Source organism: Paraburkholderia largidicola (assembly GCF_013426895.1).
Classification (GTDB): Bacteria; Pseudomonadota; Gammaproteobacteria; order Burkholderiales; family Burkholderiaceae; genus Paraburkholderia; species Paraburkholderia largidicola.
This window is the reverse complement of the sequence record NZ_AP023174.1, coordinates 1,754,633-1,776,459: the sequence shown is the minus strand read 5'-3', so window position 1 is coordinate 1,776,459 and position 21,827 is coordinate 1,754,633. Positions and strand designations below refer to the sequence as shown.

The 21,827-nt window shown below is 63.8% G+C and carries 18 protein-coding genes; 14 read left to right on the top strand and 4 right to left on the bottom strand.

Annotated elements, in window-relative coordinates; translation table 11 throughout:
- Nucleotides 1–10: 10 nt before the first annotated feature.
- The 5 genes from PPGU16_RS07920 (at nt 11) to PPGU16_RS07900 (ending at nt 5,654) form a co-directional block, all read left to right on the top strand.
- Nucleotides 11–748: an ankyrin repeat domain-containing protein gene (locus PPGU16_RS07920; RefSeq protein WP_180722427.1), complete on the top strand. Its 738-nt coding sequence runs from the start codon at nt 11–13 to the stop codon at nt 746–748.
- A 140-nt stretch (nt 749–888) separates the two neighbouring features.
- Nucleotides 889–1,245, top strand: a complete 357-nt coding sequence (locus tag PPGU16_RS07915; protein ID WP_180722426.1) for a Rap1a/Tai family immunity protein — start codon at nt 889–891, stop codon at nt 1,243–1,245.
- A 250-nt stretch (nt 1,246–1,495) separates the two neighbouring features.
- Nucleotides 1,496–2,941 carry an alpha,alpha-trehalose-phosphate synthase (UDP-forming) gene (gene otsA, locus PPGU16_RS07910; protein ID WP_180722425.1) on the top strand — a complete coding sequence of 482 codons (1,446 nt, stop codon included), beginning with the start codon at nt 1,496–1,498 and terminating at the stop codon, nt 2,939–2,941.
- 76 nt (nt 2,942–3,017) lie between these two features.
- Nucleotides 3,018–4,181, top strand: a complete 1,164-nt coding sequence (locus tag PPGU16_RS07905; RefSeq protein ID WP_180722424.1) for an AAA family ATPase — start codon at nt 3,018–3,020, stop codon at nt 4,179–4,181.
- Between the two features lie 402 nt (nt 4,182–4,583).
- Nucleotides 4,584–5,654, top strand: a complete 1,071-nt coding sequence (locus PPGU16_RS07900; protein WP_180722423.1) for a glycosyltransferase family 4 protein — start codon at nt 4,584–4,586, stop codon at nt 5,652–5,654.
- Between the two features lie 225 nt (nt 5,655–5,879).
- On the opposite strand, the gene PPGU16_RS07895 is transcribed toward PPGU16_RS07900, so the two are convergent.
- From PPGU16_RS07895 to PPGU16_RS07885, 3 genes are all read right to left on the bottom strand, one after another.
- The gene (locus PPGU16_RS07895) at nt 5,880–6,467 is read right to left on the bottom strand and encodes a BPSL1445 family SYLF domain-containing lipoprotein (RefSeq protein ID WP_180722422.1); all 588 of its coding nucleotides are present in this window, start codon (nt 6,465–6,467) and stop codon (nt 5,880–5,882) included.
- A 427-nt stretch (nt 6,468–6,894) separates the two neighbouring features.
- Entirely contained in the window at nt 6,895–7,341 is a 447-nt protein-coding gene (locus PPGU16_RS07890; RefSeq protein WP_180722421.1) for a hypothetical protein, read from the bottom strand.
- Between the two features lie 338 nt (nt 7,342–7,679).
- A complete protein-coding gene (locus tag PPGU16_RS07885) occupies nt 7,680–7,976 on the bottom strand; it encodes a PsiF family protein (protein WP_180722420.1) in 297 nt (98 codons plus the stop codon).
- A 264-nt stretch (nt 7,977–8,240) separates the two neighbouring features.
- On the opposite strand from PPGU16_RS07885, the gene PPGU16_RS07880 reads away from it, so the two are divergent.
- Together PPGU16_RS07880 and PPGU16_RS43370 are read left to right on the top strand one after the other, a co-directional pair.
- Nucleotides 8,241–8,537, top strand: coding sequence for a YciI-like protein (locus tag PPGU16_RS07880; protein WP_180722419.1), 297 nt, complete (start codon nt 8,241–8,243; stop codon nt 8,535–8,537).
- A gap of 542 nt (nt 8,538–9,079) precedes the next feature.
- The gene (locus tag PPGU16_RS43370) at nt 9,080–10,318 is read left to right on the top strand and encodes a DUF6566 family protein (RefSeq protein ID WP_180722418.1); all 1,239 of its coding nucleotides are present in this window, start codon (nt 9,080–9,082) and stop codon (nt 10,316–10,318) included.
- A gap of 256 nt (nt 10,319–10,574) precedes the next feature.
- Here the strand turns inward: PPGU16_RS43370 and PPGU16_RS07870 are convergent, their stop codons facing one another.
- Nucleotides 10,575–12,104 carry a mannose-1-phosphate guanylyltransferase/mannose-6-phosphate isomerase gene (locus PPGU16_RS07870; protein ID WP_180722417.1) on the bottom strand — a complete coding sequence of 510 codons (1,530 nt, stop codon included), beginning with the start codon at nt 12,102–12,104 and terminating at the stop codon, nt 10,575–10,577.
- 631 nt (nt 12,105–12,735) lie between these two features.
- On the opposite strand from PPGU16_RS07870, the gene PPGU16_RS07865 reads away from it, so the two are divergent.
- The 7 genes from PPGU16_RS07865 to PPGU16_RS07835 all read left to right on the top strand — a co-directional run bounded on the left by PPGU16_RS07865 (nt 12,736) and on the right by PPGU16_RS07835 (nt 21,825).
- A complete protein-coding gene (locus PPGU16_RS07865) occupies nt 12,736–14,133 on the top strand; it encodes an undecaprenyl-phosphate glucose phosphotransferase (RefSeq protein ID WP_180722416.1) in 1,398 nt (465 codons plus the stop codon).
- A 75-nt stretch (nt 14,134–14,208) separates the two neighbouring features.
- Nucleotides 14,209–15,618: a UDP-glucose dehydrogenase family protein gene (locus PPGU16_RS07860; RefSeq protein WP_180722415.1), complete on the top strand. Its 1,410-nt coding sequence runs from the start codon at nt 14,209–14,211 to the stop codon at nt 15,616–15,618.
- Between the two features lie 33 nt (nt 15,619–15,651).
- Nucleotides 15,652–16,104: a low molecular weight protein-tyrosine-phosphatase gene (locus PPGU16_RS07855; protein ID WP_180722414.1), complete on the top strand. Its 453-nt coding sequence runs from the start codon at nt 15,652–15,654 to the stop codon at nt 16,102–16,104.
- Entirely contained in the window at nt 16,098–17,279 is a 1,182-nt protein-coding gene (locus PPGU16_RS07850; protein ID WP_180722413.1) for a polysaccharide biosynthesis/export family protein, read from the top strand. Before PPGU16_RS07855 ends, PPGU16_RS07850 begins: the two co-directional genes overlap by 7 nt.
- 176 nt (nt 17,280–17,455) lie before the next feature.
- A complete protein-coding gene (locus PPGU16_RS07845) occupies nt 17,456–19,648 on the top strand; it encodes a polysaccharide biosynthesis tyrosine autokinase (protein WP_180722576.1) in 2,193 nt (730 codons plus the stop codon).
- Nucleotides 19,649–19,714: 66 nt separating this feature from the next.
- Nucleotides 19,715–20,683, top strand: a complete 969-nt coding sequence (locus PPGU16_RS07840) for a glycosyltransferase family 2 protein (RefSeq protein WP_180722412.1) — start codon at nt 19,715–19,717, stop codon at nt 20,681–20,683.
- A complete protein-coding gene (locus PPGU16_RS07835; RefSeq protein WP_180722411.1) occupies nt 20,680–21,825 on the top strand; it encodes a glycosyltransferase family 4 protein in 1,146 nt (381 codons plus the stop codon). Before PPGU16_RS07840 ends, PPGU16_RS07835 begins: the two co-directional genes overlap by 4 nt.
- Nucleotides 21,826–21,827: the final 2 nt, after the last annotated feature.

Here is a 21,827-nt window from a genome sequence, read left to right as displayed (position 1 = left end):
AAAGCAATACATGAAAAATTATCTGACTGAGAGCTACCATGGCGCCGTTCCCGCCCGCGCAGTTGGCCTGCGCCGTGGCCTGGCGAAACTGACGCTGGCAGCGGGGGTCGCGCTCGCGACGCTCGGCGCGCTGCCTGCGCACGCCGCACCCGCCGACACGATGATCAAGGCCGTCAAGTTCGACGACGTAAAGGAAGTGAAGAAGCAGCTGGCGAACGGCATGGACCCGAACATGGCCGACAACCAGGGCATCCCGCTGCTCGTGATCGCGGCCCGCGAAAAGTCGGACAAGGTGGTCGCCGCGCTCATCGAGAATCCGAAGACGGACATCGAGATTCTCGACAAGGCAGGCGAAAACGCGATGATGATGGCCGCACTGAACGGCGACATCGACATCGTGAAACAGCTGATCGCCAAGGACGCGGAAGTCAACAAGAAGGGCTGGGCGCCGTTGCACTACGCGGCGGCGAACGGCAACGACGACATCGTCAAGCTGCTGCTCGATCATGACGCGTACATCGACGCCGGCTCGCCGAACGGCACCACGCCGCTGATGATGGCCGCGCGCGGCGGACATGTTTCGACTGTGAAGCTGCTGCTCGACAGCGGCGCGGACCTCAACGTGAAAAACCAGCTCGGCCTGACGGCGCTCGATTTCGCGAAGCAGTACAAGGAGCCCGATGTCGTCGAAGGGCTGACGGCACGCCTCCAGCAAATGCAGAAACAGACCCCGCAGGCGCCCCAGTAACGCCGCAAAACAGTGCAAAATAGTAGCTTGGGCGCGGGTCACCACGCGCCCGAATTGCAGCCGGGACGGGTGGCCAAAACCGCGCGGCACAGACCGCCGGACACCGTTTAGTACCGGGCTCACACCAGGAAGGAAAAAACATGCTGCGGGTTTTGATTTGCGCCAGCGCGCTCGCTGTGCCGTTGACGGCTGCCGCGTTTACGGGGGGCGACCTCAACAAGCTGTGCACGAAGACCGACGTTGCGTCGCGTAGCGCGTGTGCAGCCTATATCGAAGGCGCCGCGGACGGCGTGTTCAACACGATCGACGCGATCGGCGGGACGACGGGCCCGCGCGTCGGCCAGTATTTTTGCCTGCCGCCCGAAGCGCGCTCGCAACAGCTGACGGACGCCGTGCGCAAGTACATCGCCGACAATCCGAACGTGGCGGGTTACAACGCCAGCACGGCCGTCTCGCTGGGACTCGGCAAGGCATTCCCCTGCAAGTCGGGTAGCTGAGCGGCGCTTCGGCTCGTTCGTTGCGGTTCATGTCGACGCGCGCCGTGCTCGCTGCACCGCGCGCGTTTTCTGCTTTTTCCCGCTTTAGACGCGTTGTAGACACGGTTCCAGACCGGTCGTTTGGCCTATGCCGTCCGGACCCGCACAAATGTGCAACTGATCCGGTGCAACCGCGGTCGAACCAGCACTGAACAATGCGCGCCGGCCACGTCAGACCGGCCGCGCGAAACCAGAGCGGAGGGACAGCAACATGGGCCGACTGATCGTCGTGTCGAATCGCGTGGCAACACCCACGGAGACCAAAGGCTCCGCGGGCGGGCTCGCGGTCGGTGTATTCGGCGCGCTGAAGGACGCAGGCGGCGTGTGGTTCGGATGGAGCGGCGACGTCGTCAGCGAAACGGTTGCGAACGCCGGGCCGACGCTCGACGTGGACGGCACCGTGACCTTCGCGACCACGGGCCTCACGCGCAAGGACTACGACCAGTACTACCGCGGCTTCTCGAACGCGACGCTGTGGCCCGTGTTCCACTATCGCAACGACCTCGCGCGTTACGAGCGCGAAGAATACGCGGGCTATCGCCGCGTCAACGCGTGGCTGGCGCACAAGCTGATCAAGCTGCTGAAGCCGGACGACATCATCTGGGTGCATGACTATCACCTGATTCCGTTCGCCGAGGCGTTGCGCTCGGAGGGCGTCAAGAACCGCATCGGCTTCTTCCTGCACATTCCGTTTCCGTCGCCACAGATTCTGCTGAACATCCCACCGCACGAAGAGTTGGTGAAGTCGCTCTGCTGCTATGACCTGATTGGTTTTCAGACCGACAACGACGAACTGGCTTTTCACGACTATCTGCGCCGCCACGCGCGCGGTACGGTGTCGAGCGATGGCCACGCGGAGGCATTCGGGCGGCAACTGCGCACGGGCGTTTACCGGATCGGCGTGTTTCCCGACGACATCGCCGAACAGGCGAAGCGGTACGAGAGCCGTCAGCATGTGCTCGATCTGAAGCAGAGTCTCGAAGGGCGCAAGCTGATCATGAGCGTCGACCGGCTCGATTATTCGAAAGGGCTGGTCGAGCGCTTTCGCGCGTTCGAAGCATTGCTGGAGCGTTCGCCTGAATGGCGCGGCAACGTCACGCTCGTGCAGATCGCGCCGCCCACGCGCTCCGACGTCACGACCTACCAGGATATCCGCCAGCAGCTCGAATACGAAGCAGGGCGCATCAACGGAAAGTACTCAGGTCTCGACTACACACCAATCCGCTATCTGAACCAGCAGTACGACCGCTGGAAGCTGATGTCGCTGTTCCGCGAATCGCAGGTCGGGTTCGTCACGCCTTTGCACGATGGGATGAACCTCGTCGCAAAGGAATATGTCGCGGCCCAGAATCCGGACGATCCCGGCGTGCTGGTGCTGTCGATGTTCGCGGGCGCGGCGGCCGAACTGGAAGGCGCGTTGATTGTGAATCCTCATGATTCGCTCGGCATGTGCGACGCGTTGCAGCGCGCGCTCGCGATGCCGCTCGACGAGCGCAAGCGGCGTCACGAGATAGATATGCAGGCACTGCGCAAAAATGATCTCGGCGTGTGGCGCGATTCGTTCCTGCGCGATCTGCGCAGCGTTCCCACACCTGCGCCGTTGCCGGATAGCGTGTCCGAAGGGCGGGCACCGGCAAAGAAGGCGGGGCGCGGCTGATGCGGCGTGGGCGTTCCTTCGAAATCCAGAACAATCCTGTCTTGTCCGATTTATCCGGTCTACGCGCGGAGCCCGAATGCTGACGACGCTCGCCATCGCCAACTATCGCTCGCTGCGCGATCTGATCGTGCCGCTCGCGCGTCTGAATGTGATTACGGGCGCGAACGGCAGCGGCAAGTCGAGCGTGTATCGCGCGTTGCGGCTGCTGGCCGTGACGGCGCGCGGCGGCGTCATCCCGTCGCTGGCGCGCGAGGGCGGACTGCAATCCACGCTATGGGCAGGCCCCGAGCGCTTTTCCCGCGCGATGCTGGCGGGCGACACCCCTGTGCAGGGCACGCGCCGTAGCGAGCCCGTCAATCTGCGGCTCGGTTTTGCGGGCGACGAATTCGGCTATGCAATCGATCTCGGTCTGCCCATTCCAGGCGAAACGCAGTTCGGACTCGACCCTGTCATCAAGCGCGAATGCATCTGGAGCGGTCCCGTGTTGCGTCCGTCGGCGCTGCTGGTCGACCGGCATGGCGCGGCGATCCGCACGCGTGACGACGACGGCGAATGGCAGACCATTCCGCACACCGTCGCCAGTTTCGACAGCATGATGACGGAGTTTTCCGACCCGCGTAGCGCCCCGGAGATGATTTCGGTGCGAGAGCAGATCCGTTCCTGGCGCTTCTACGATCATTTCAGAACGGATGCCGAGTCGCCCGTGCGGCTGCCACAAATCGGCACGCATACGCCCGTGCTCGGCGACGACGGCGCGGACCTGGCCGCCGCGCTGCAGACGATCCGCGAAATCGGCGACGCGGCCGCGCTCGATGCCGCGATCGACGACGCTTTTCCCGGCTCGCGCGTGGCGATCACGAATATCGAGGGACGCTTCGAGGTGACGATGCAGCAGCAGGGCCTGCTGCGCGCGCTGAAGGGCGCCGAATTGTCGGACGGCACGCTGCGCTACCTGTTGCTCGTCGCCGCGCTGCTCACGCCGCGGCCGCCTGCGCTGCTGGTGCTGAACGAGCCGGAGACCAGCCTGCATCCCGATCTGCTGCCGGCGCTCGCCCGGCTGATCGCGCGGGCGTCATTGCGTTCGCAGGTCATTGTCGTGTCGCATGCGGCGCGCCTCATCGCGGCGTTGGAACGCGAGGACGGCAGCGAATCCGTCGTGCTCGAAAAGCAGTTGGGCGCGACGCGCATTGGCGACGCCGACTCGCGGGATCTGCCCGCGTGGAAGTGGCCCGCCCGCTAGCGCAATGTGACGCGAAGCTCAGCCACCAGCAAGGCGAAGCGCTTCGTATGCCGCAGCAAATCGCGAGAAAGGGCAAGAAGGGATTGCCCTCAGCGAGTGTTTCCCGACTGTAACAGCGTAATGCAATTGAAATACCTGCGGCGTTTCGGCGGACACCGGGCAATAATCGTTGCATAGGACACGAGCGGCCCGACGGTCGGGCGCGCATGTCTTTTACGGAGCCCAGAAGCGTTGCGCAGCCGTCGTTCGGATGTCGTCCAGACGCCGCGTACGGATAAACCCGAGATTGCACCACAACGCGCATGAAATCGCCGAAGCACGTTTGATCGGGTGCCTGCCTGCTGTCATACTCGTTCGCCACCGCTCGCTGCAGCCGCTTCCATGCGGCCCCTGGAGACACAGATGAGAATTGCGCAGATCGCTCCTTTGACCGAATCGGTGCCGCCGAAGCTGTATGGCGGGACCGAGCGCGTCGTGTCGTACATCACCGAGGCGCTGGTCGACCTGGGCCATGACGTGACGCTCTTCGCAAGCGGGGATTCCGTCACGCGCGCGAAGCTCGAGCCCGTATGGCCGCGCGCGCTGCGGCTCGACCCTGGCATTCGCGACCGCATTGCGCCGCACATGCTGCTGATGGAACTGGTGCGCCGTCAGGCCGAAGAATTCGACGTGCTTCATTTTCACATGGACTACTACTCGTTTTCGGTGTTCAAGCGCCAGGACACGCCGTTCGTCACGACCTTGCACGGCCGTCTCGATCTGCCCGAGCAGCAGCCGGTGTTCGACACGTTCAACACCGCGCCCGTGATCTCCATCTCGAACTCGCAGCGTCATCCGCTGCCGCAGGCGCGCTGGCTCAGCACCGTCTATCACGGCCTGCCCGAAACGCTCTACACGCCGCAGCCCGTCGAACAGAAGTACCTTGCGTTTCTTGGCCGCATTTCGCCGGAAAAACGCGTCGATACGGCGATCCGCATCGCGGGCCGCTGTGGCATCCCCATCCGCATCGCCGCGAAGGTCGATTCCGCCGACGCCGAATACTTCGAGCGCGACATCAAGCCCTTGCTGGATCTGCCGTACGTCGAGTACATCGGCGAGATCGCCGATCATCAGAAGGCCGAGTTTCTGTCGGGCGCGCATGCGCTGCTGTTTCCGATCGACTGGCCGGAGCCGTTCGGCCTCGTGATGATCGAAGCGATGGCATGCGGCACACCTGTCATCGCATTCAATCGCGGCTCGGTGCCCGAAGTGATCGACGACGGCGTGTCGGGTTTCATCGTCGAGGACGAGATCGGCGCGGTGGCCGCCGTCAACCGTCTGCACAAGCTGCCGCGCGCGGGCGTGCGTCAGCGTTTCGAAGAGCGCTTCACATCGCACCGGATGGCGCAGCAATACGTGGACGCGTATCAGTCGGTGATCCGCGCGCAGAAGCGTTCGCGTTTCAAGGTGATCGACGCGTCTTCGTCCACCTGAAGCCACGCGGCAAAACTGTATAAAGAAAGGGCGACGCAATCTGACGATTGCGTCGCCCTTGGTCATTCACCCGTCATTCAGCGTGTTCGTCATATCTGCCGTCAATGGGCGAGGGCGGCGTTGCCGCGCCCCCGCCATCGACGACCTGCCGGAACCGCAAGGCGGACTCGCGTCCGCGTCCCGTAGCGCTGCGGCGCGGTGGCCTGCATCGAGGCCGCCATGCCGTCAGATCTTGAGCTTCGACACCTTCGTGCCCGCCAGCGACACATCGGCCATCAGGCCAGCGTTCGTCAGGATGAACACCTCGACGGGCGCGGTAGCCGTGGTCGTATCGACGGCGCCGTTCGCGCCCATCTTGACGAGCGCGACGGACGCATCGGCGCCGACCGACCAGCCGTCGGAGCTGCGGAATTTGTCGAGCGCGTCCTGCGTCATGAACAGGAAGATGATCGCCTTCGACTGCGCGCCGGCCTGCAGACCGAACGATCCCGAGATCGTGCTGTAGTAGCCGGCCGTGGCGCCGCCTACGCGCAGCGAGCCTTCGCCATACTGCCCGCCGACCACGAAGCCGACCTGCAGCACCGACGGGAAAACGAGGATGCCGCGCGCCTTCGCAACCAGCTCGCGCGAGCCTTGAACCGTCGTGTACAGACGGGACATGGTGCCGTCGACGCTAGCGTCGATCGACTGTCGCTTCGACATGTCCGTAGCGGCAGACTCCCCGCTGCTCTTGGTGGTGGTGCAGCCGGCCAGTGCAAGGGTTCCGAAAGCAAGCGCGGCGGTACTCTTCAGCATGAAGTTTCGTCTTTGCATCGTTTTTCTCCATCGTGGTTCCGGGGTGCAGCCTCAGTTCACGCGGGTTGCCTGTTTAGTTATATCACACCAACCCGTAATGCAAGGGTTCTGGGGACACCGCGCAAACCCTTGTGTGACGGGCGCTCCGCCGATCGTCAGCGATCTGTTGGGTAATTCTGGCCGGTCGGTTGCGCGGATGGGAAGCCTGTCCGGGTGCTGTCCGGCGCGCGCGCGCGGAGATGGCAATGCGCGTCGTCCGGCCGGATTCGAGCCGCCTGAGCCTCCGCGGAAAGCAGTCGTATTTACCGGTTTTGCGTTGCGTCAAAACTCGCTGTAAGCGAACGGAAAGTGTTGCGGGAAAGCTGCAGCGGCGCATCGGCCGGACACGTATGCCGTACGCGAACTCGCGGGCGACGCCTGGCAGCGCGAGCACACTCGCCGAGCGCTAATGATTCGCCGGACTCTTGTTGACGGGCGGCCGCCTCAACGCGCGGCGCACCATGCCGATGATGAAGCCGATCGCGAAAATAGTTGCGGCGGGCACGACCCAGTAGCCGACGAACGCATGCCACAGATAACCGGCCAAGGTGCTTTTGCGGATCGCGTACTCGTTGATCGCGTCCTGCTGACGCGGCGCGTTCGCGCTCAGCACGTCGGCGGGGCATCCAGCCTCGCGCGCGACGTCGGGCGTGCCGTGGCAGCGCGCAGCAGCGCCTGCGGCGCGTTGCGCGTCGGTCAGCTGCCAGGTGGTCAGCGCGTTGTTCAGGTCGACCCGGTTATAGGCCATCTCCTCCTGAATCTCGCGCACGGCGACGATCGCCACGGGCACGGCCCAGAATACGATCACCACCAGCCAGCGACGCAACCAGCGATTCTTGTGTCTCCCAACCATCCTTGCCTCCGTGCGATGCGCTTGCGGCATCAACGACAAGCTGGCGGCCCGTGGGACTTGTTTTGTGTGGGGCATGGGCCGTCTGTGCCGCCATCATAGAAGAAAACGGCCGGAGAAGTGCAGGGTGTGATGACGCGAATGCACGGCTTGTGTGTGCCATGTCGCAGGCGGGATGGAAAGCGCATGCGCGATGCTTCAGCTTCGACACGACCCGGCCGCTGCACGATCACGACGCCCAAAAGAAAAGCGGCGTCCGCACTGGACGCCGCCCGTCGATACCGCATCCCGCGCCGCGCGAACTTGCATGACGCGCCGCGCAGTCAAACGCAAGCCGGATCTCAGCCCTTGTTGCTCAGGCAGGTGCTCATGAATGCCTTGCGGTCGTCGCCTTTCTTGTCGGCTGCCTGCTTGTTGCACATCTTCATCTTGTCCTGCTGCGTCATCGGTCCCGACGCGGCCGCCGCCGGCGCTGCCGACAGACAGCTCTTCATGAACGCCTTGCGTTCGTCTCCCTTCTTGTCGCCTGCCTGCTTGTTGCAGTCGGTCATTTTCGATTGCTGGCTGTTCGCGGCGAAAGCAGGCGACGCGAGCAGACCCGTCAGGGCGAGGGCAGCGAGAGCGGCTTGGATCTTCATGGGACACTCCATCACGGGTTGTGAATGTTGTTGGTTATCGCGAGACGGGCATCCAGCCGGGGCGGGCAGCCTCGGGCAGATAGCTTTCGCTGTGATCGCCGTCACCATTGCTAGGCATGGTGCTGTCAGAACGAGCGGACAATACAAATGGTTGACGCACGCCGCGTTAAGACTGCACAGGTCTTTCCCTAAGATCGCTTACCCTGAACGCCCGAAACGTTATGCTTGAGTCGTTACTGTCATCGCCATCCAGGAGTTTTCGCCATGCACTATCTACTGATCTACGATGTGTCGCCGGACTATCTTGAGCGTCGCGCGGAGTTTCGCGGCGCGCATCTGAAGCTCGCCTGGGCGGCCGCCGAACGCGGCGAACTGCATCTCGGCGGTGCACTCGCCGATCCCGTCGATACAGCCGTGCTGCTCTTCGAAGGCGATTCGCCCGCCGTCGCCGAATCGTTCGCGCAAGCCGACCCGTATGTGCTCAACGGACTCGTCACGAAATGGCGCGTGCGGCCGTGGACCACTGTGGTCGGCGAACGTGCGGCGACTCCCGTGCGCTGAACCCCACATCGACACATTGCACTATCTGTTGCATGCAGCGGCAACGATGCATCACAAATAAAAACGCCGCTGCACGCCCACACCTTATGCGTCGCACATCAACGCGAATGTAACCGCGTCAATTCTGTTGTGCGCCGTTCACGCGACACGCGTTCGTCATCGCAACGACGCGGGCATGGGCGCGCTGTGTCCCGCTGCTCGCGCAATGTTCGACGCGTTGCAACCGACGTCATTTCTGTGACAGTCATGAACTAAACGACGCAGCAAAAAGGACAAGTTTGTTTCTATCCGTAACACTTGTCTCCGTCATATTCAGACAAACCCTAGCAATGGTATGCTTCGTGCACAAATTCTCCCATGCACGAGTGAGACCACGTTTTGTGCGTCGTCCCGGTGAATCAGCGCACTATCGATGTGCTTTTCTCAATCCCGGCGCACGAACGTATAAGCATATTGTGCAACCGAGGACCCGACGCGAACCGCCAGAATGAAGTTCGTGCGAGCCCAACGCCGCAGCCGGGCCAGGCTGCGTGGAGAACTCAATGTTTTTCGATGAGCTAAGCAATGACGAATGGGCGCAGGTATCCGCGCTTGTTTCCGACGAGCCAGCCGTCCGCCTGAACCGACGCGGACGGCCCCGCGCCGAACCCCGTATCGTGGCCAATGCCGTTCTGTGGATATTGACGACGGGTGAACCGTGGTCGAAGCTTCCCGGCCGCTATCCGTCAGGCCCTACGTGCCGCCGCCGCTTCGAGGAGTGGCAAGCCGATGGCACGCTGGCAGAAGTGATCCGTCTGTTGTCGTTGAATGGCCGCGCGTTCGCGTACATTCCCGAACCGACGCCGCCCGCTGCGCCGAAGCCGGCGCCCGTGGTCGAAGCGCCGAAGCCGCGCGACGAACTCGCGCGCGGCGTGTTCTGGAAGAGTCCGGAGACGTGGCAAGCGTCGCCTGCTGAGTCCGGCGTGCCGAACGGCGCGCCTTCCGGCTGGCGCGCGCTCGCGCCGATGGCCGACATCACGCGTCAGCTGGCGGGCTCGGCTGCCGTCGAGACGGGCTTCGTCGAGGCGCCGCGAGCAAACGCCGTGGGCGCTTTGGCCGCTGCGAGCGCGCTCGATGCCGGTGTCGTCTTCGACGACGCGCCGCGTGCCGATGCGCTCGCCGTTATCGTCGACTCTCATGTCGCGTCGGTGCAAGCCGACGCGCAGAGGGAAGACGCGTCCACCGCGAGCGCTTCGGCGGATACCACGGCGGATAGCCAGCACACGCCGCTGTGGATGAGCCTCACGGCGCCGCGCGGCCTGCAGGTCGCCGACCGCCAGGGCTATACGATTTATGTCGAGGCGGAGCAGGTGCCCAACGCATTCCGTGCGTGGGCCGAGATCATGAAGGACGGCAAGCGCGTCGAGCGCTCCGGCCTGATCGGTCCGCGTTTCGCCGATGTCGACGCGGCGCACCGTTTTGCGCTCGACTGGGCGCGGCAATGGATCGACCGCGAATGCCGTACGCAGGAAGTGGCGGCAGGCGTGCACGCGAGTCCGTCGAGCGTGGGTCTGCACACGCCGAAGGTCGCCGTACGGCCGGTCACGCGCACCATGCCCGAGCTCACGCCGACGCCTGCGCTCGCCGCCGCAAACGTTGGCGGCGCAGCGGGCAATCCGCATCTGCCGCAGCATCTGAATCCGCGTCTGATGCCGCTGCGCCGTTATCCGTCCGAAGTCGCCAAGGACAAAACGGGCGAACGCTACCCGTTGCCGTTGAATCTGCTTTCGCACGCAGGATGACGACGATGGCGTAGGTACGCCATCGTTTGACTCCGGCTGGAACCGGTTACCTGGGCAGGCGCGCAGCGGGCGGGCGCGTCGTTGCTGTCTAGTCGTTCATTTCGTCTTCGTTGTCGTGCGGAGCGGTGCTTCACGCATCGCGCGCTTTCACTTCGCCAATTCAATCTGAAGCATCAGCAAACACGTAGCGGCAGAGACGGGCGCAATCATCCGCGTCCGTCTCTGCCGCGTTCGTTATCGACGTGTCCGACGTGGGTTAGCGCCGGCCGTACGTGTCGTCGAAACGCACGATATCGTCTTCGCCGAGATACGAGCCCGATTGCACTTCGATGATTTCGAGCGGCATCTTGCCCGGATTTTCGAGGCGATGCGTCACGCCGAGCGGGATATACGCCGATTCGTTTTCCGACACGATGAAGCGCTCTTCGCCGCGCGTGACGAGCGCCGTGCCGCGCACGACGATCCAGTGTTCGGCGCGATGATGGTGCATCTGCAGCGACAGTTGCGCGCCCGGCTTCACGACGATGCGCTTCACCTGGAAGCGCTCGCCCGTGTCGACGGAATCGTAATGGCCCCACGGGCGATGCACCTTGCGATGGTTCACGGCTTCCGCGCCGTGTGCTTCGCGGATGCGGCCCACCACCTTCTTCACGTCCTGCACGCGGCTCTTGTCGGCGACGAGAATCGCGTCGTCGGTTTCGACGACGACGAGATCATGTGTGCCGACGCAGGCGATCAGGCGGCCTTCGGAATGCGCGAAGGTCGAGCCGGCGCCTTCGAACATCACGTTGCCGCGGCCGACGTTGTCTTCGCTGTCTTTCGGCAGGATGTCCCAGATCGCGTCCCACGAGCCGACGTCGGACCAGCCGGCGTCGAGCGGCACGACCACGCCCGTGCACACCGACGTGTCGCCGCCGAGGCGTTCCATCACCGCGTAGTCGATCGAATTGGACGGGCATGCGCCGAAAGCGTCGCGCTGCACGCGGAAGAAGTCGCCGTCGGTGGTGCCTTGCGCATGCGCGGCTTCGCAGGCCTCGTAAATGGCCGGCTGGAAGTGGCGCACGGCCTTGATCCACGTCGACGCACGCAGAATGAAGATGCCGCTGTTCCACCAATACTCTTTCGATTCGACGTAACGCTGTGCGAGTTCGATATGCGGCTTTTCGACGAAGCGGTCGAGCTGATGCGCGTCGATCACACGCTCGCTCGCCGTTTCGACTGCGGGCAGCGAAGCGCCGATGCGAATATAGCCGTAGCCCGTTTCGGCGCGCGACGGCACGATGCCCATCGTCACGATCTGGCCGTTTGCCGCGTGCTGCACGCCCGCCGCAACAGCGGCGTGAAAACCTTCGCTGTCCGTCACCGCGTGATCGGCGGGCATCACGACCATGATGCCGTCCTGGTCCTCCGCAAGCACGGAAAGCGCGGCGATGGTCAAGGCGGGTGCAGTGTCGCGCGCGCAGGGCTCGAGAATCAGGCGGCTCTGCTTGCCGCTCACGCGCAATTGCTCGGCCGTCGTGAAGCGATGTTCTTCATTGCAGACAACGACCAGTTGCTCGGCGACGGGATAACCGGCATCGAGCCCATCGAGCCGTTGCGTCGTCGATTGCAGCAGCGAGTCTGCGCCTAGCAGGCCGATCAGCTGTTTCGGATGCTGTTCGCGCGACATCGGCCACAGCCGTGTGCCCGAGCCGCCAGCCAGTATCACGGGATGAACCTTGAGCTTGACGTTGAGCCGGGTTTGATTCGCCTGTCGATTGTCGACGGCTGACGCCGTAGCAGTCATGGTGATAACTCCTCGAAGCGGGGTGAATGCCTTCGTTTTTATCACGTCGTAATGCGTCAATAAATCGACATTGAATTTCTGGCGAATAATTCCAATGCAAAATGCTCGGCATGCATTAACGAATAATTTCGCAATAACATAAAAATAGAAAATAAATTATGTAAAAATTGACACGACACAATTCGCGCCGTCGAAATGCGGAGCCTGACCGGCACGCGTACGGCATCAACTGACAGTGCAGACGAAAAAAAGCACGGCAAAGGAGGTGTGGGTGGCGCCAAGTGTGGGCTGAATACGCATAATTCGGGAAAAGTTACCGAATAAAAGCAGAAAAAATAGCGTAAATCGTGCCGATACATTTTGAGATTTTTTGCCGTCTTGCACCGCGAATTTTAATGCCGCTTTATCTAGCCTTGTACAAGGGTATTCACTCACCGGCTCAATTCATCCGCATTCGGATCGCTAGCAAAACCGCAATGCACCGAATGCGAAGCGAATTGCTTTTCCATTTGCAAAACGCGAAGCCGTTTGTGAATTTCCCGACAACCCGGCGCGCGATTCACGCAGCGCGCTTTTCAACGGATCGCGGATAGAACTTGATTGAACTGACAGACAAGGCGAGGGGCAGCAGATGCTGAGCGTTCTATCGAGAATCATCGACATCGGCATGGTCGCGCTCGGCGCGCTGATTGCGGCTGCCATGCACGCAGGGCGTTTCGTATGGCTCGACGACATGCAAAGCGTGTCGCTGGCGTTCGACTGCCTGCTCGTGATCCTGTTCTTTCCGGCCCTCGGCATCTATCAGTCGTGGCGCGGCAAGCCGCTGTACGACCTGTTGTGGCGCGTGTCGATGGGCTGGATGATGGTCGAGGTGACGGGCATCCTGATGAGCTTCAGCCTGCACCGTTCGGACATGCTGTCGCGCCTGTGGCTCGCATACTGGGCCGGCGCGAGCGTGGTGCTGCTGATCGTCACGAAGGCGCTCGTGCACGCCGTGCTGCGTGGCCTGCGCCGCGAGGGCTACAACCAGAAGAGGGTGGCGATCGTCGGTGGCGCGCCCTACGGCAAGTTTCTGATCGAGCAGATGCGCAGCCGTCCCGAAGCCGGCTTCAGCCCCGTGCTCGTCTATGACGAAAACGATAACCGCAGCCACTACGAAGACATCGACGAGCCGGAAACGATCGAAGGCGTGCCCGTGCAGCGCGACTACGCGGCGATGATCGACGAGATGCGCCGCCGCTCGGTGCGCGAGCTGTGGATGGCGCTGCCGATGTCGAAAGAGAAGATCATCCATCGTTTCGTGATGGAGTTCCGCAACGACTTCGTGAACATCCGCTTCATCCCGGATGTACGCAGCCTGACACTGCTCAACCAGCCGATGGTCGATCTGCTCGGGGTGCCCGCGATCAATCTCGCCGCGTCGCCGATCACCGATCTGCGCGTTCTGCCCAAGCGGATCTTCGACCGCCTGTTCGCGCTCGCCGCGCTCACCGCGCTCGCGCCGCTGCTGCTCGCGATCGCCGTGGCCGTGAAGGTGTCGTCGCCGGGCCCGGTGTTTTTCCGGCAACGGCGCAAGGGCATCGACGGACGCGAATTCGAGATCTTCAAATTCCGTTCGATGAAGGTCCACAAGGAAGAGTCGGGCAGGATCACCCAGGCGACGCGCCGCGATCCGCGCATTACGCCCGTCGGCGCGTTCCTGCGCCGCACGAGCCTCGACGAACTGCCGCAGTTCATCAACGTGCTGCGCGGCGAGATGTCGGTGGTCGGTCCGCGTCCGCATGCGCTCGAACACGACGACATCTACAAGGATCTGGTGAAGGGCTACATGCACCGCTACCGGATCAAGCCCGGCATCACCGGCTGGGCGCAGATCAACGGCTATCGCGGCGAAACCGACCGCATCGAAAAGATGATGGGCCGCGTGAAGCTCGATCTGTACTACATGCAGCACTGGAGCTTCTGGCTCGACATCAAGATCGTGGGCCTGACTTTCTGGAAGGGCTTCGTGGGCAGCAACGCGTACTGACGCGCGTGGCGTCCATCGGATAGAACGCCAGGCGTTCTTCATTCACTGAATCATTCAATCTCCGAGGTGTAATTCATGAACCTGACGATCGTTGGAACCGGATACGTGGGCCTCGTGACGGGTGCCTGTCTGGCAGACATCGGGCACGACGTATTCTGCCTCGACGTCGATCAGCGCAAGATCGACGTGCTGAACAACGGCGGCGTGCCGATCCATGAGCCGGGTCTGCTGGAGATCATCGCGCGCAACCGCAAGGCGGGGCGCCTGAAGTTTTCGACGGATATCGAAGCGGCCGTCGCGCATGGCGACATCCAGTTCATCGCCGTCGGTACGCCGCCCGACGAAGACGGCTCGGCCGACCTGCAATACGTGCTGGCCGCGGCGCGCAATATCGGCCGCCATATGAAGGGCTTCAAGGTGATCGTCGACAAGTCGACGGTGCCCGTCGGCACCGCGCGCCGCGTCGCGCAGGCCGTGCAGGACGAACTGAACCAGCGCGGCCTGAAGCAGATGTTCTCCGTCGTCTCGAACCCGGAGTTCCTGAAAGAAGGCGCCGCCGTCGACGATTTCACGCGCCCGGACCGCATCATCCTCGGCTGCGACGACGACGTGCCCGGCGAAAAGGCGCGCGAACTGATGAAGCGCCTGTATGCGCCGTTCAACCGCAATCACGAGCGCACGCTCTACATGGACGTGCGTTCCGCCGAGTTCACGAAATACGCGGCCAACGCGATGCTCGCGACGCGCATCTCGTTCATGAACGACCTCGCGAATCTCGCCGACCGCGTCGGCGCCGATATCGAAGCGGTGCGCCGCGGCATGGGCTCGGACCCGCGCATCGGCTACGACTTCCTGTACGCGGGCTGCGGCTATGGCGGCTCGTGCTTCCCGAAGGACGTGCAGGCGCTGATCCGCACGGGCAGCGAAATGGGTCACAACCTGCGCATTCTCGAAGCCGTCGAAGCCGTCAACGAAACGCAGAAGAAGATCCTCGCGCACAAGATCGTCGCGCGTCTGGGCGAGGACCTGTCGGACCGCACGTTCGCCGTCTGGGGTCTCGCATTCAAGCCCAACACCGACGATATGCGCGAAGCGCCGAGCCGCGCGCTGATCGCCGAACTGCTGGCGCGCGGCGCGAAGGTCGTGGCCTATGACCCGGTCGCGATCGACGAGTCGAAGCGCGTGTTTGCGCTCGATCTGCAAGGCAAGCCGCAGCATCTCGCGCGCCTCACGTTCGCGGACGAAGAAATGCAGGCAGCCGCGCAGGCCGACGCGCTGGTGATCCTCACCGAGTGGAAGGTCTTCAAGAGCCCGGATTTCGACAGCCTCAAGACGCTGCTGAAAACGCCGCTGATCTTCGACGGCCGCAATCTGTACGAGCCGGACACGATGCGCGAACTCGGCATCGAGTACCACGCGATCGGCCGTCAACCGGCGCAATCCGAAGCCGCTGTCGCTTCGCTTGCCACGGCTGCCGCGCTGTAACCCCTGGCGTCATCGACTGCAAAGAGGCCGCCCATGTTCGCGAACGTCCTGATCGTCTGCCACGCCAACGTGTGTCGCTCGCCCGCCGCCGAGCGACTGTTCAAGTCGCGTCAGGACGCGCGCGGCGCGCAGCCCATCGCGTTTCGCTCGGCGGGCCTGCGCGCGATCGACGGCTACGGCATGGACCCGGTGATGCGGCGTCTGCTCGAAGAACGCGGCGTGGAAAGCGGCACGCATCGCGCACGGCGGCTCGACGGCAAGCTCGTGCGCGATGCCGACCTGATCCTCGTGACCGAACAGCGGCAAGTGAAGGACGTGGAAGCGCTCGATCCCACCTCGCGCGGCAAGGTCTATCCGCTCGGCAAGTGGAACAAGTGGGGAAGCGCCGACGTCGTCGATCCGCATGGACGCGACGAAGGCGCGTATCGCGACAGCCTCGCGCACATCGAACACCTCGTCATGGGATGGCTGGACAAAATATGCTGAAACGAAATATCACGTTATCTATTCTGCTGACGACTTTTCTGTCGGCGTGCGCGACCGCACCGGGGAATTATCTCGACACGTCGCGCCTGAAGGAAGACTCGCAAAACAAGCCGGCTGAGACGTATCCGGTGACGCTGATCGATGCCCAGGTGATCCAGAAGCAGCAGGCGCAAACGGCGGAGACGATTGCGAAGCAGGTCCTGCCACCGCCGGGCCCGTTCGCCGATCCGACGCAGTACGTCTATCACGTCGCGCCGCAGGACATTCTCGGCATCACCGTGTGGGACCACCCGGAACTGACGACGCCGAACGGCAGCACGCTGTCCTCGGGCGGCAACACGACGCAGTCGATCGGCGGCGCATTGCAGCAGCCCTACACGCAGGCGCTGCCGGGCCAGGCCGATCCGTACGGACAGACGGTCGCGCCCGACGGCACGATCTATTTCCCGTTTGTCGGCCGCATCCGCGCGGCGGGCCGGACCACGGCGCAGATCCGCGACGAACTCGGCAAGAAGCTGATTCCGTATATCCGCGATCCGCAGGTCGACGTACGCGTGCTGTCGTACCGCAGCCAGAAGGTGCAGGTGACGGGCGACGTGAAGACGCCGGGACCGCTCGCGCTGTCCGACGTGCCGCTCACGCTGGTCGACGCCATCACGCGCTCGGGCGGTTCGTCCGACAACGCCGATCTGCAGCGCGTGCGCCTCACGCGCAAGGGCAAGCTCTATGTGCTCGACGCGAACCGCATGCTCGACAAGGGCGACACCACGCAGAACGTGATGCTCGAACCCGGCGACATCGTCAACGTGCCGGACCGCAGCGACACCCGCATCTTCGTGATGGGCGAAGTGAAGACGCCGATCCCCGTGCCGATGAACAAGGGCGAGCTGACCATCGCCGATGCGCTCACGCAGGCAGGCGGCATTCTCGACACCGACGCGAACCCGCGCCAGATCTACGTGATGCGCGGCATGAAGGACAAGCCGACCACGCCCGACGTGTATCGCCTCGACATGACGCAGCCCGATGCGATCATGCTGTCGTCGCAATTCCAGTTGCAGCCGATGGACGTGGTGTACGTGGGCACGGCCGCCTCGACGACGTTCAACCGCGTGTTGCAGCAGGTCCTGCCGACGGTACAGACGCTGTTCTACCTGAAGCAGCTGACGCGCTGATGTCCTGACGTCTCATTGCAGTTGCAATGCCTGAACCGCTGCCGGCATCCCGGCGCTTCGCATCCGGAACACGAACGGATGCAACGCACCGGATGCCGCCGGCGACCCGACCCGGGTCAACCCTGAGCACTCAAGCGAGTATCCAAGTGAGCACTCAAGCCAATCCCCATCTGGCCATGCAGGCCAGAACCGAAGAAGAGGACGTGGTCCTCGGCCAACTGCTGCAGGTGATCATCGACGACATCTGGTGGCTGATCGGCATCGCCGCGACCATCGTTGCGATTGCCGGCTTCTACTGCTATGTCGCGAAGCCAGTGTATTCGGCCGATGCGCACGTGCGCGTGGAAACGTCGGACAACACGTCGCAAGCGCTCACGCAGACGCAAACGGGCGCAACGATTTCGACGGGCCAATCGACGATCCCCACCGACGCCGAGATCGAAATGATCAAGAGCCGCGGCGTGGTTGCGCCCGTGGTTCACGACATGAAGCTGAACTTCTCGATCGCGCCGAAGACGATTCCCGTGCTCGGCAGCCTCGCTGCGCGTCTCGCGACGCCGGGCCAGCCCGCCAAGCCGTGGCTCGGCCTCGGCTCGTATGCGTGGGGCGGCGAAGTGGCCGATGTCGATTCACTGAACGTGACGCCCGCGCTCGAAGGCCAGAAGCTGATTCTCACGGCGCTCGACAACGAACACTACACACTGATGACGCCCGACGGCCAGTTGCTGTTGCGCGGCCAGGCCGGCGAGCCGGCGCAGGGCGGCGGTGTCACGATGACGGTCAACAAGCTCGTCGCGCGGCCCGGCACGCAGTTCACGGTGATGCGCGCGAACGACCTCGATGCGATCGCTGCGTTCCAGTCGGCCATCAACGTGCAGGAGCAGGGCAAGCAGACGGGTGTGATCTCGATCTCGCTGGAAGACCAGAGCCCCGAGCACGCGGCCGCCGTCGCCAATGCGCTCGCGCAGTCGTATCTGCTGGAGCACATCCGCACCAAGCAGGCCGACGCGAGCCGCATGCTCGACTTCCTGAAGAGCGAGGAACCGCGCCTGAAGTCCGATCTCGAACGCGCGGAAGCCGCGCTGACCGCGTATCAGAGCAAGAGCGGCTCGATCAACGCAAGCGACGAGGCGAAGGTCTATCTGGAAGGCAGCGTGCAGTACGAGCAGCAGATCTCGGCCTTGCGTCTGCAGATCTCGCAGCTGGAACAGCGCTACGGCGACGATCACCCGATGATCAAGGCCGCACAGCAGCAGATGGCTGAACTCCAGGCGCAGCGCACGAAATACGCGGACCGTTTCCGCGATCTGCCTGCTACGGAAGTGAAGGCCGTGCAGTTGCAGCGCGACGCGAAAGTGGCGGAAGACATCTACGTGCTGCTGCTCAACCGCGTGCAGGAACTGTCCGTGCAGAAAGCGGGCACGGGCGGCAACGTGCATATCGTCGACGCCGCGCTGCGTCCCGGTTCGCCCATCAAGCCGAAGAAGGCGCTGATCCTGTCGGCGGCGACGATTCTCGGGCTGATCATCGGCACGGGCTTCGTGTTCCTGCGCCGCAATATGTTCAAGGGCATCGACGACCCCGAAACGGTTGAGCGCACGTTCCATCTGCCTGTCTACGGCCTCGTGCCGCTGTCGTCCGAACAGGCGCTGCTGGAGAACGCCGCCGTGCGTGGCGGCACGCGCCAGCGCGCGGTGCTCGCGAACGCGAAGCCGAAGGACGTGTGCATCGAAAGCCTGCGCAGCCTGCGCACGTCGATGCAGTTCACGCTGCAGGATTCGCGCAACCACATCGTGATGTTCACGGGCCCGCTGCCCGGCGTCGGCAAGAGCTTCCTGACGATCAACCTTGCCGTGCTGCTCGCGCATTCGGGCAAGCGTGTGCTGATGATCGACGGCGACATGCGGCGCGGCGCGCTCGAAAAGCACCTGGGCGGCTCGCAGGACAACGGCCTGTCGGAGTTGCTGAGCGGGCAGATTTCGCTGGAAGAAGCGGTGCGCGCGACGGAAATCGACAACCTGTCGTTCATCTCGTGCGGCCGCCGTCCGCCGAACCCGTCCGAACTGCTGATGTCGCCGCGTCTGCCGCAGTACCTCGAAGGGCTGGGCAAGCGCTACGACGTGATCCTGATCGACACGCCACCCGTGCTGGCCGTGACCGACGCATCGATCATCGGCGGCTATGCGGGCTCGACGTTCTTCGTCGTGCGCTCGGGCATGCACAGCGAAGGCGAGATCGCCGATGCGTTGAAGCGTCTGCATTCGGCCGGCGTGCACGTGCAGGGCGCGATTTTCAACGCGATGCCGCCGCGCGCGCGCGGCAATTACGACCGCAGCTATGCGGCCGTGCAGGAATACCTGAGCACCTGATGCGCGCGTTGGGTCTTGCCGTGAGGCGAGGCCCATGCGCCGTCAACAAGCCACGGAGAGTACAGGATGAAGATAACGGTACTGGTGCCGACGTATCGCCGCCCGCAGGATCTCGCGCGCTGTCTCGCGGCCTTGCAGAAGCAGGAGCGCGTGCCCGACGAAGTCGTCGTGGTCGCGCGTCCCGATGATGAAGCGACGCACGCGTGCCTCGCCGATCCCCTCGTGGTCGGCGCGTTGCCGCTGAACGTCGCCGCCGTCGAACTGCCGGGCCAGGTGGCCGCGCTCAATCGCGGCCTTGATGCCGCGACGGGCGACGTGATCGCCATCACCGACGACGACGCCGCGCCGCACGCCGACTGGGTGCGCCGCATCGGCGCCGCATTCGAAAGCGATGCGCGCCTCGGCGCGCTCGGCGGGCGCGACTGGGTGCATCAGAAGGGCGGCGTGCTCGACGGCTCGCGCTTTCTGGTCGGCAAGATGATGAAGTCGGGCAAGATCATCGGCAATCACCATCTGGGTGTCGGCGAAGCGCGCGAAGTCGATCTGCTCAAGGGCGCGAACATGAGCTACCGGCGCGATGCCGTGCGCACGATCCGCTTCGACGGTCGCTTGCGCGGCGCGGGCGCGCAGGTCCACAACGACATGGCGTTCAGCATGAGCGTGAAGAACGCGGGCTGGAAGCTGGTCTACGATCCGCGCGTTGCCGTCGACCATTACCCCGCCGAACGTTTCGACGAAGACCGCCGCGATGCGCAGTCGCTGACGGCCGTGCGCAATGCCGCGTACAACCTGCATCTGATCCTGCGCGAGCAGCTGCCCGCCGGGCAGCGCGAAATCGCATGGTGGTGGTATGCGCTGGTCGGCACGCGCGTCTATCCGGGCGCGGTGCATGCGCTGCTTGCGCTGACGTCGAAGGGCGCACGCACGAAGCTCGCGCGCTGGCATGCCGTGCGCACGGGCGCACGTGAAGCGCGCCGCGCGTTCGCGCAACAGCCCGGCACGGGCACGGGTACCGGCACGGGGGTGCACGCATGACGACAAAGGTCCACGTGCATCTGTTTTACGGCGCTGATCCGCGTTTCTATCGCCCGGGCGAGAACATCGGCTGCCTGTACGGCTATCACCATGCCGAGTCCGACGAGTTCCAGCTGAGCTATTCGCAGGACGCGAAGGAGAGCAAGCCGGTACGCCTCGTGCGCCGCGCGCTGAAGACGCTGCTCGGCTTCGACCTGATCCACACGCTGCGCAACCGCGACGAGATGTTGCGCTCGGACGTGATCTGGACGCACACCGAACAGGAATGGCTGTCCGCCGCGCTGATGCTGCTGATGAACGGCAAGCGGGACACCCAACCGCTGTTGCTCGCGCAAAGCGTGTGGCTGATCGACAAGTGGCCGAACTATGGGGTTCTGCGCCGCTGGTTTTATCGCAAGCTGATTGGGCGCGCCGATCTGTTGACGACGCTCGCGCGCGATAACGCCGAGTTGTGCCGCGAGTACTTCGGCCGTGAGGCGACGCAGCTTTTCTACGGCCTCAACACGCGCGATTTCCCCGTGCAGCAGCCGAAGGCATGGCAACCGAATACGCCGCTGCGCATCGCGGCCATCGGCAACGATCGCGACCGCGACTGGGAAACGCTGATCAAAGCCGTCGGTAACGATCCGCGCTTCGCGGTGCGTCTCGCGACGCGGCGTCGCATTCCGCGCGCACTGCGCTCGCTGAACGTGCAGGTCGCGCCCGCAGCGGGCCTGAAAAAGCAGCGCGAACTGTACGACTGGGCCGACGTGGTCGTCGTGCCGCTGCGTCCCAACACGCATGCGTCCGGTATCACGGTGATGCTGGAGGCGGCGGCCGTCGGCAAGCCGATGGTCGTGACGAATGTCGGCGGGCTGGAAGACTATTTTTCGGCACGCGCGGCAGCGTATGTGCCGCCGTTCGACGCCGACGCACTGCGCGAGGCGCTGCTCGGTCTCATCGCATCGCCCGACCAGGCGCTGCAACAGGCGCAGGCGGCGTCGATGCAGCTCGTGTCGCGCGACCACACGACCCAGCACTATGCGCAGCAGCACGTGAAGATCACGCGCGATCTGCTGCGCCGGCGAGCGCAGCACGCGACGACGGCACGGCCAGAGAATGCCAACGCCCGCGTGGCGTCGCAGAGCCGGGGAGGGATGTAGGC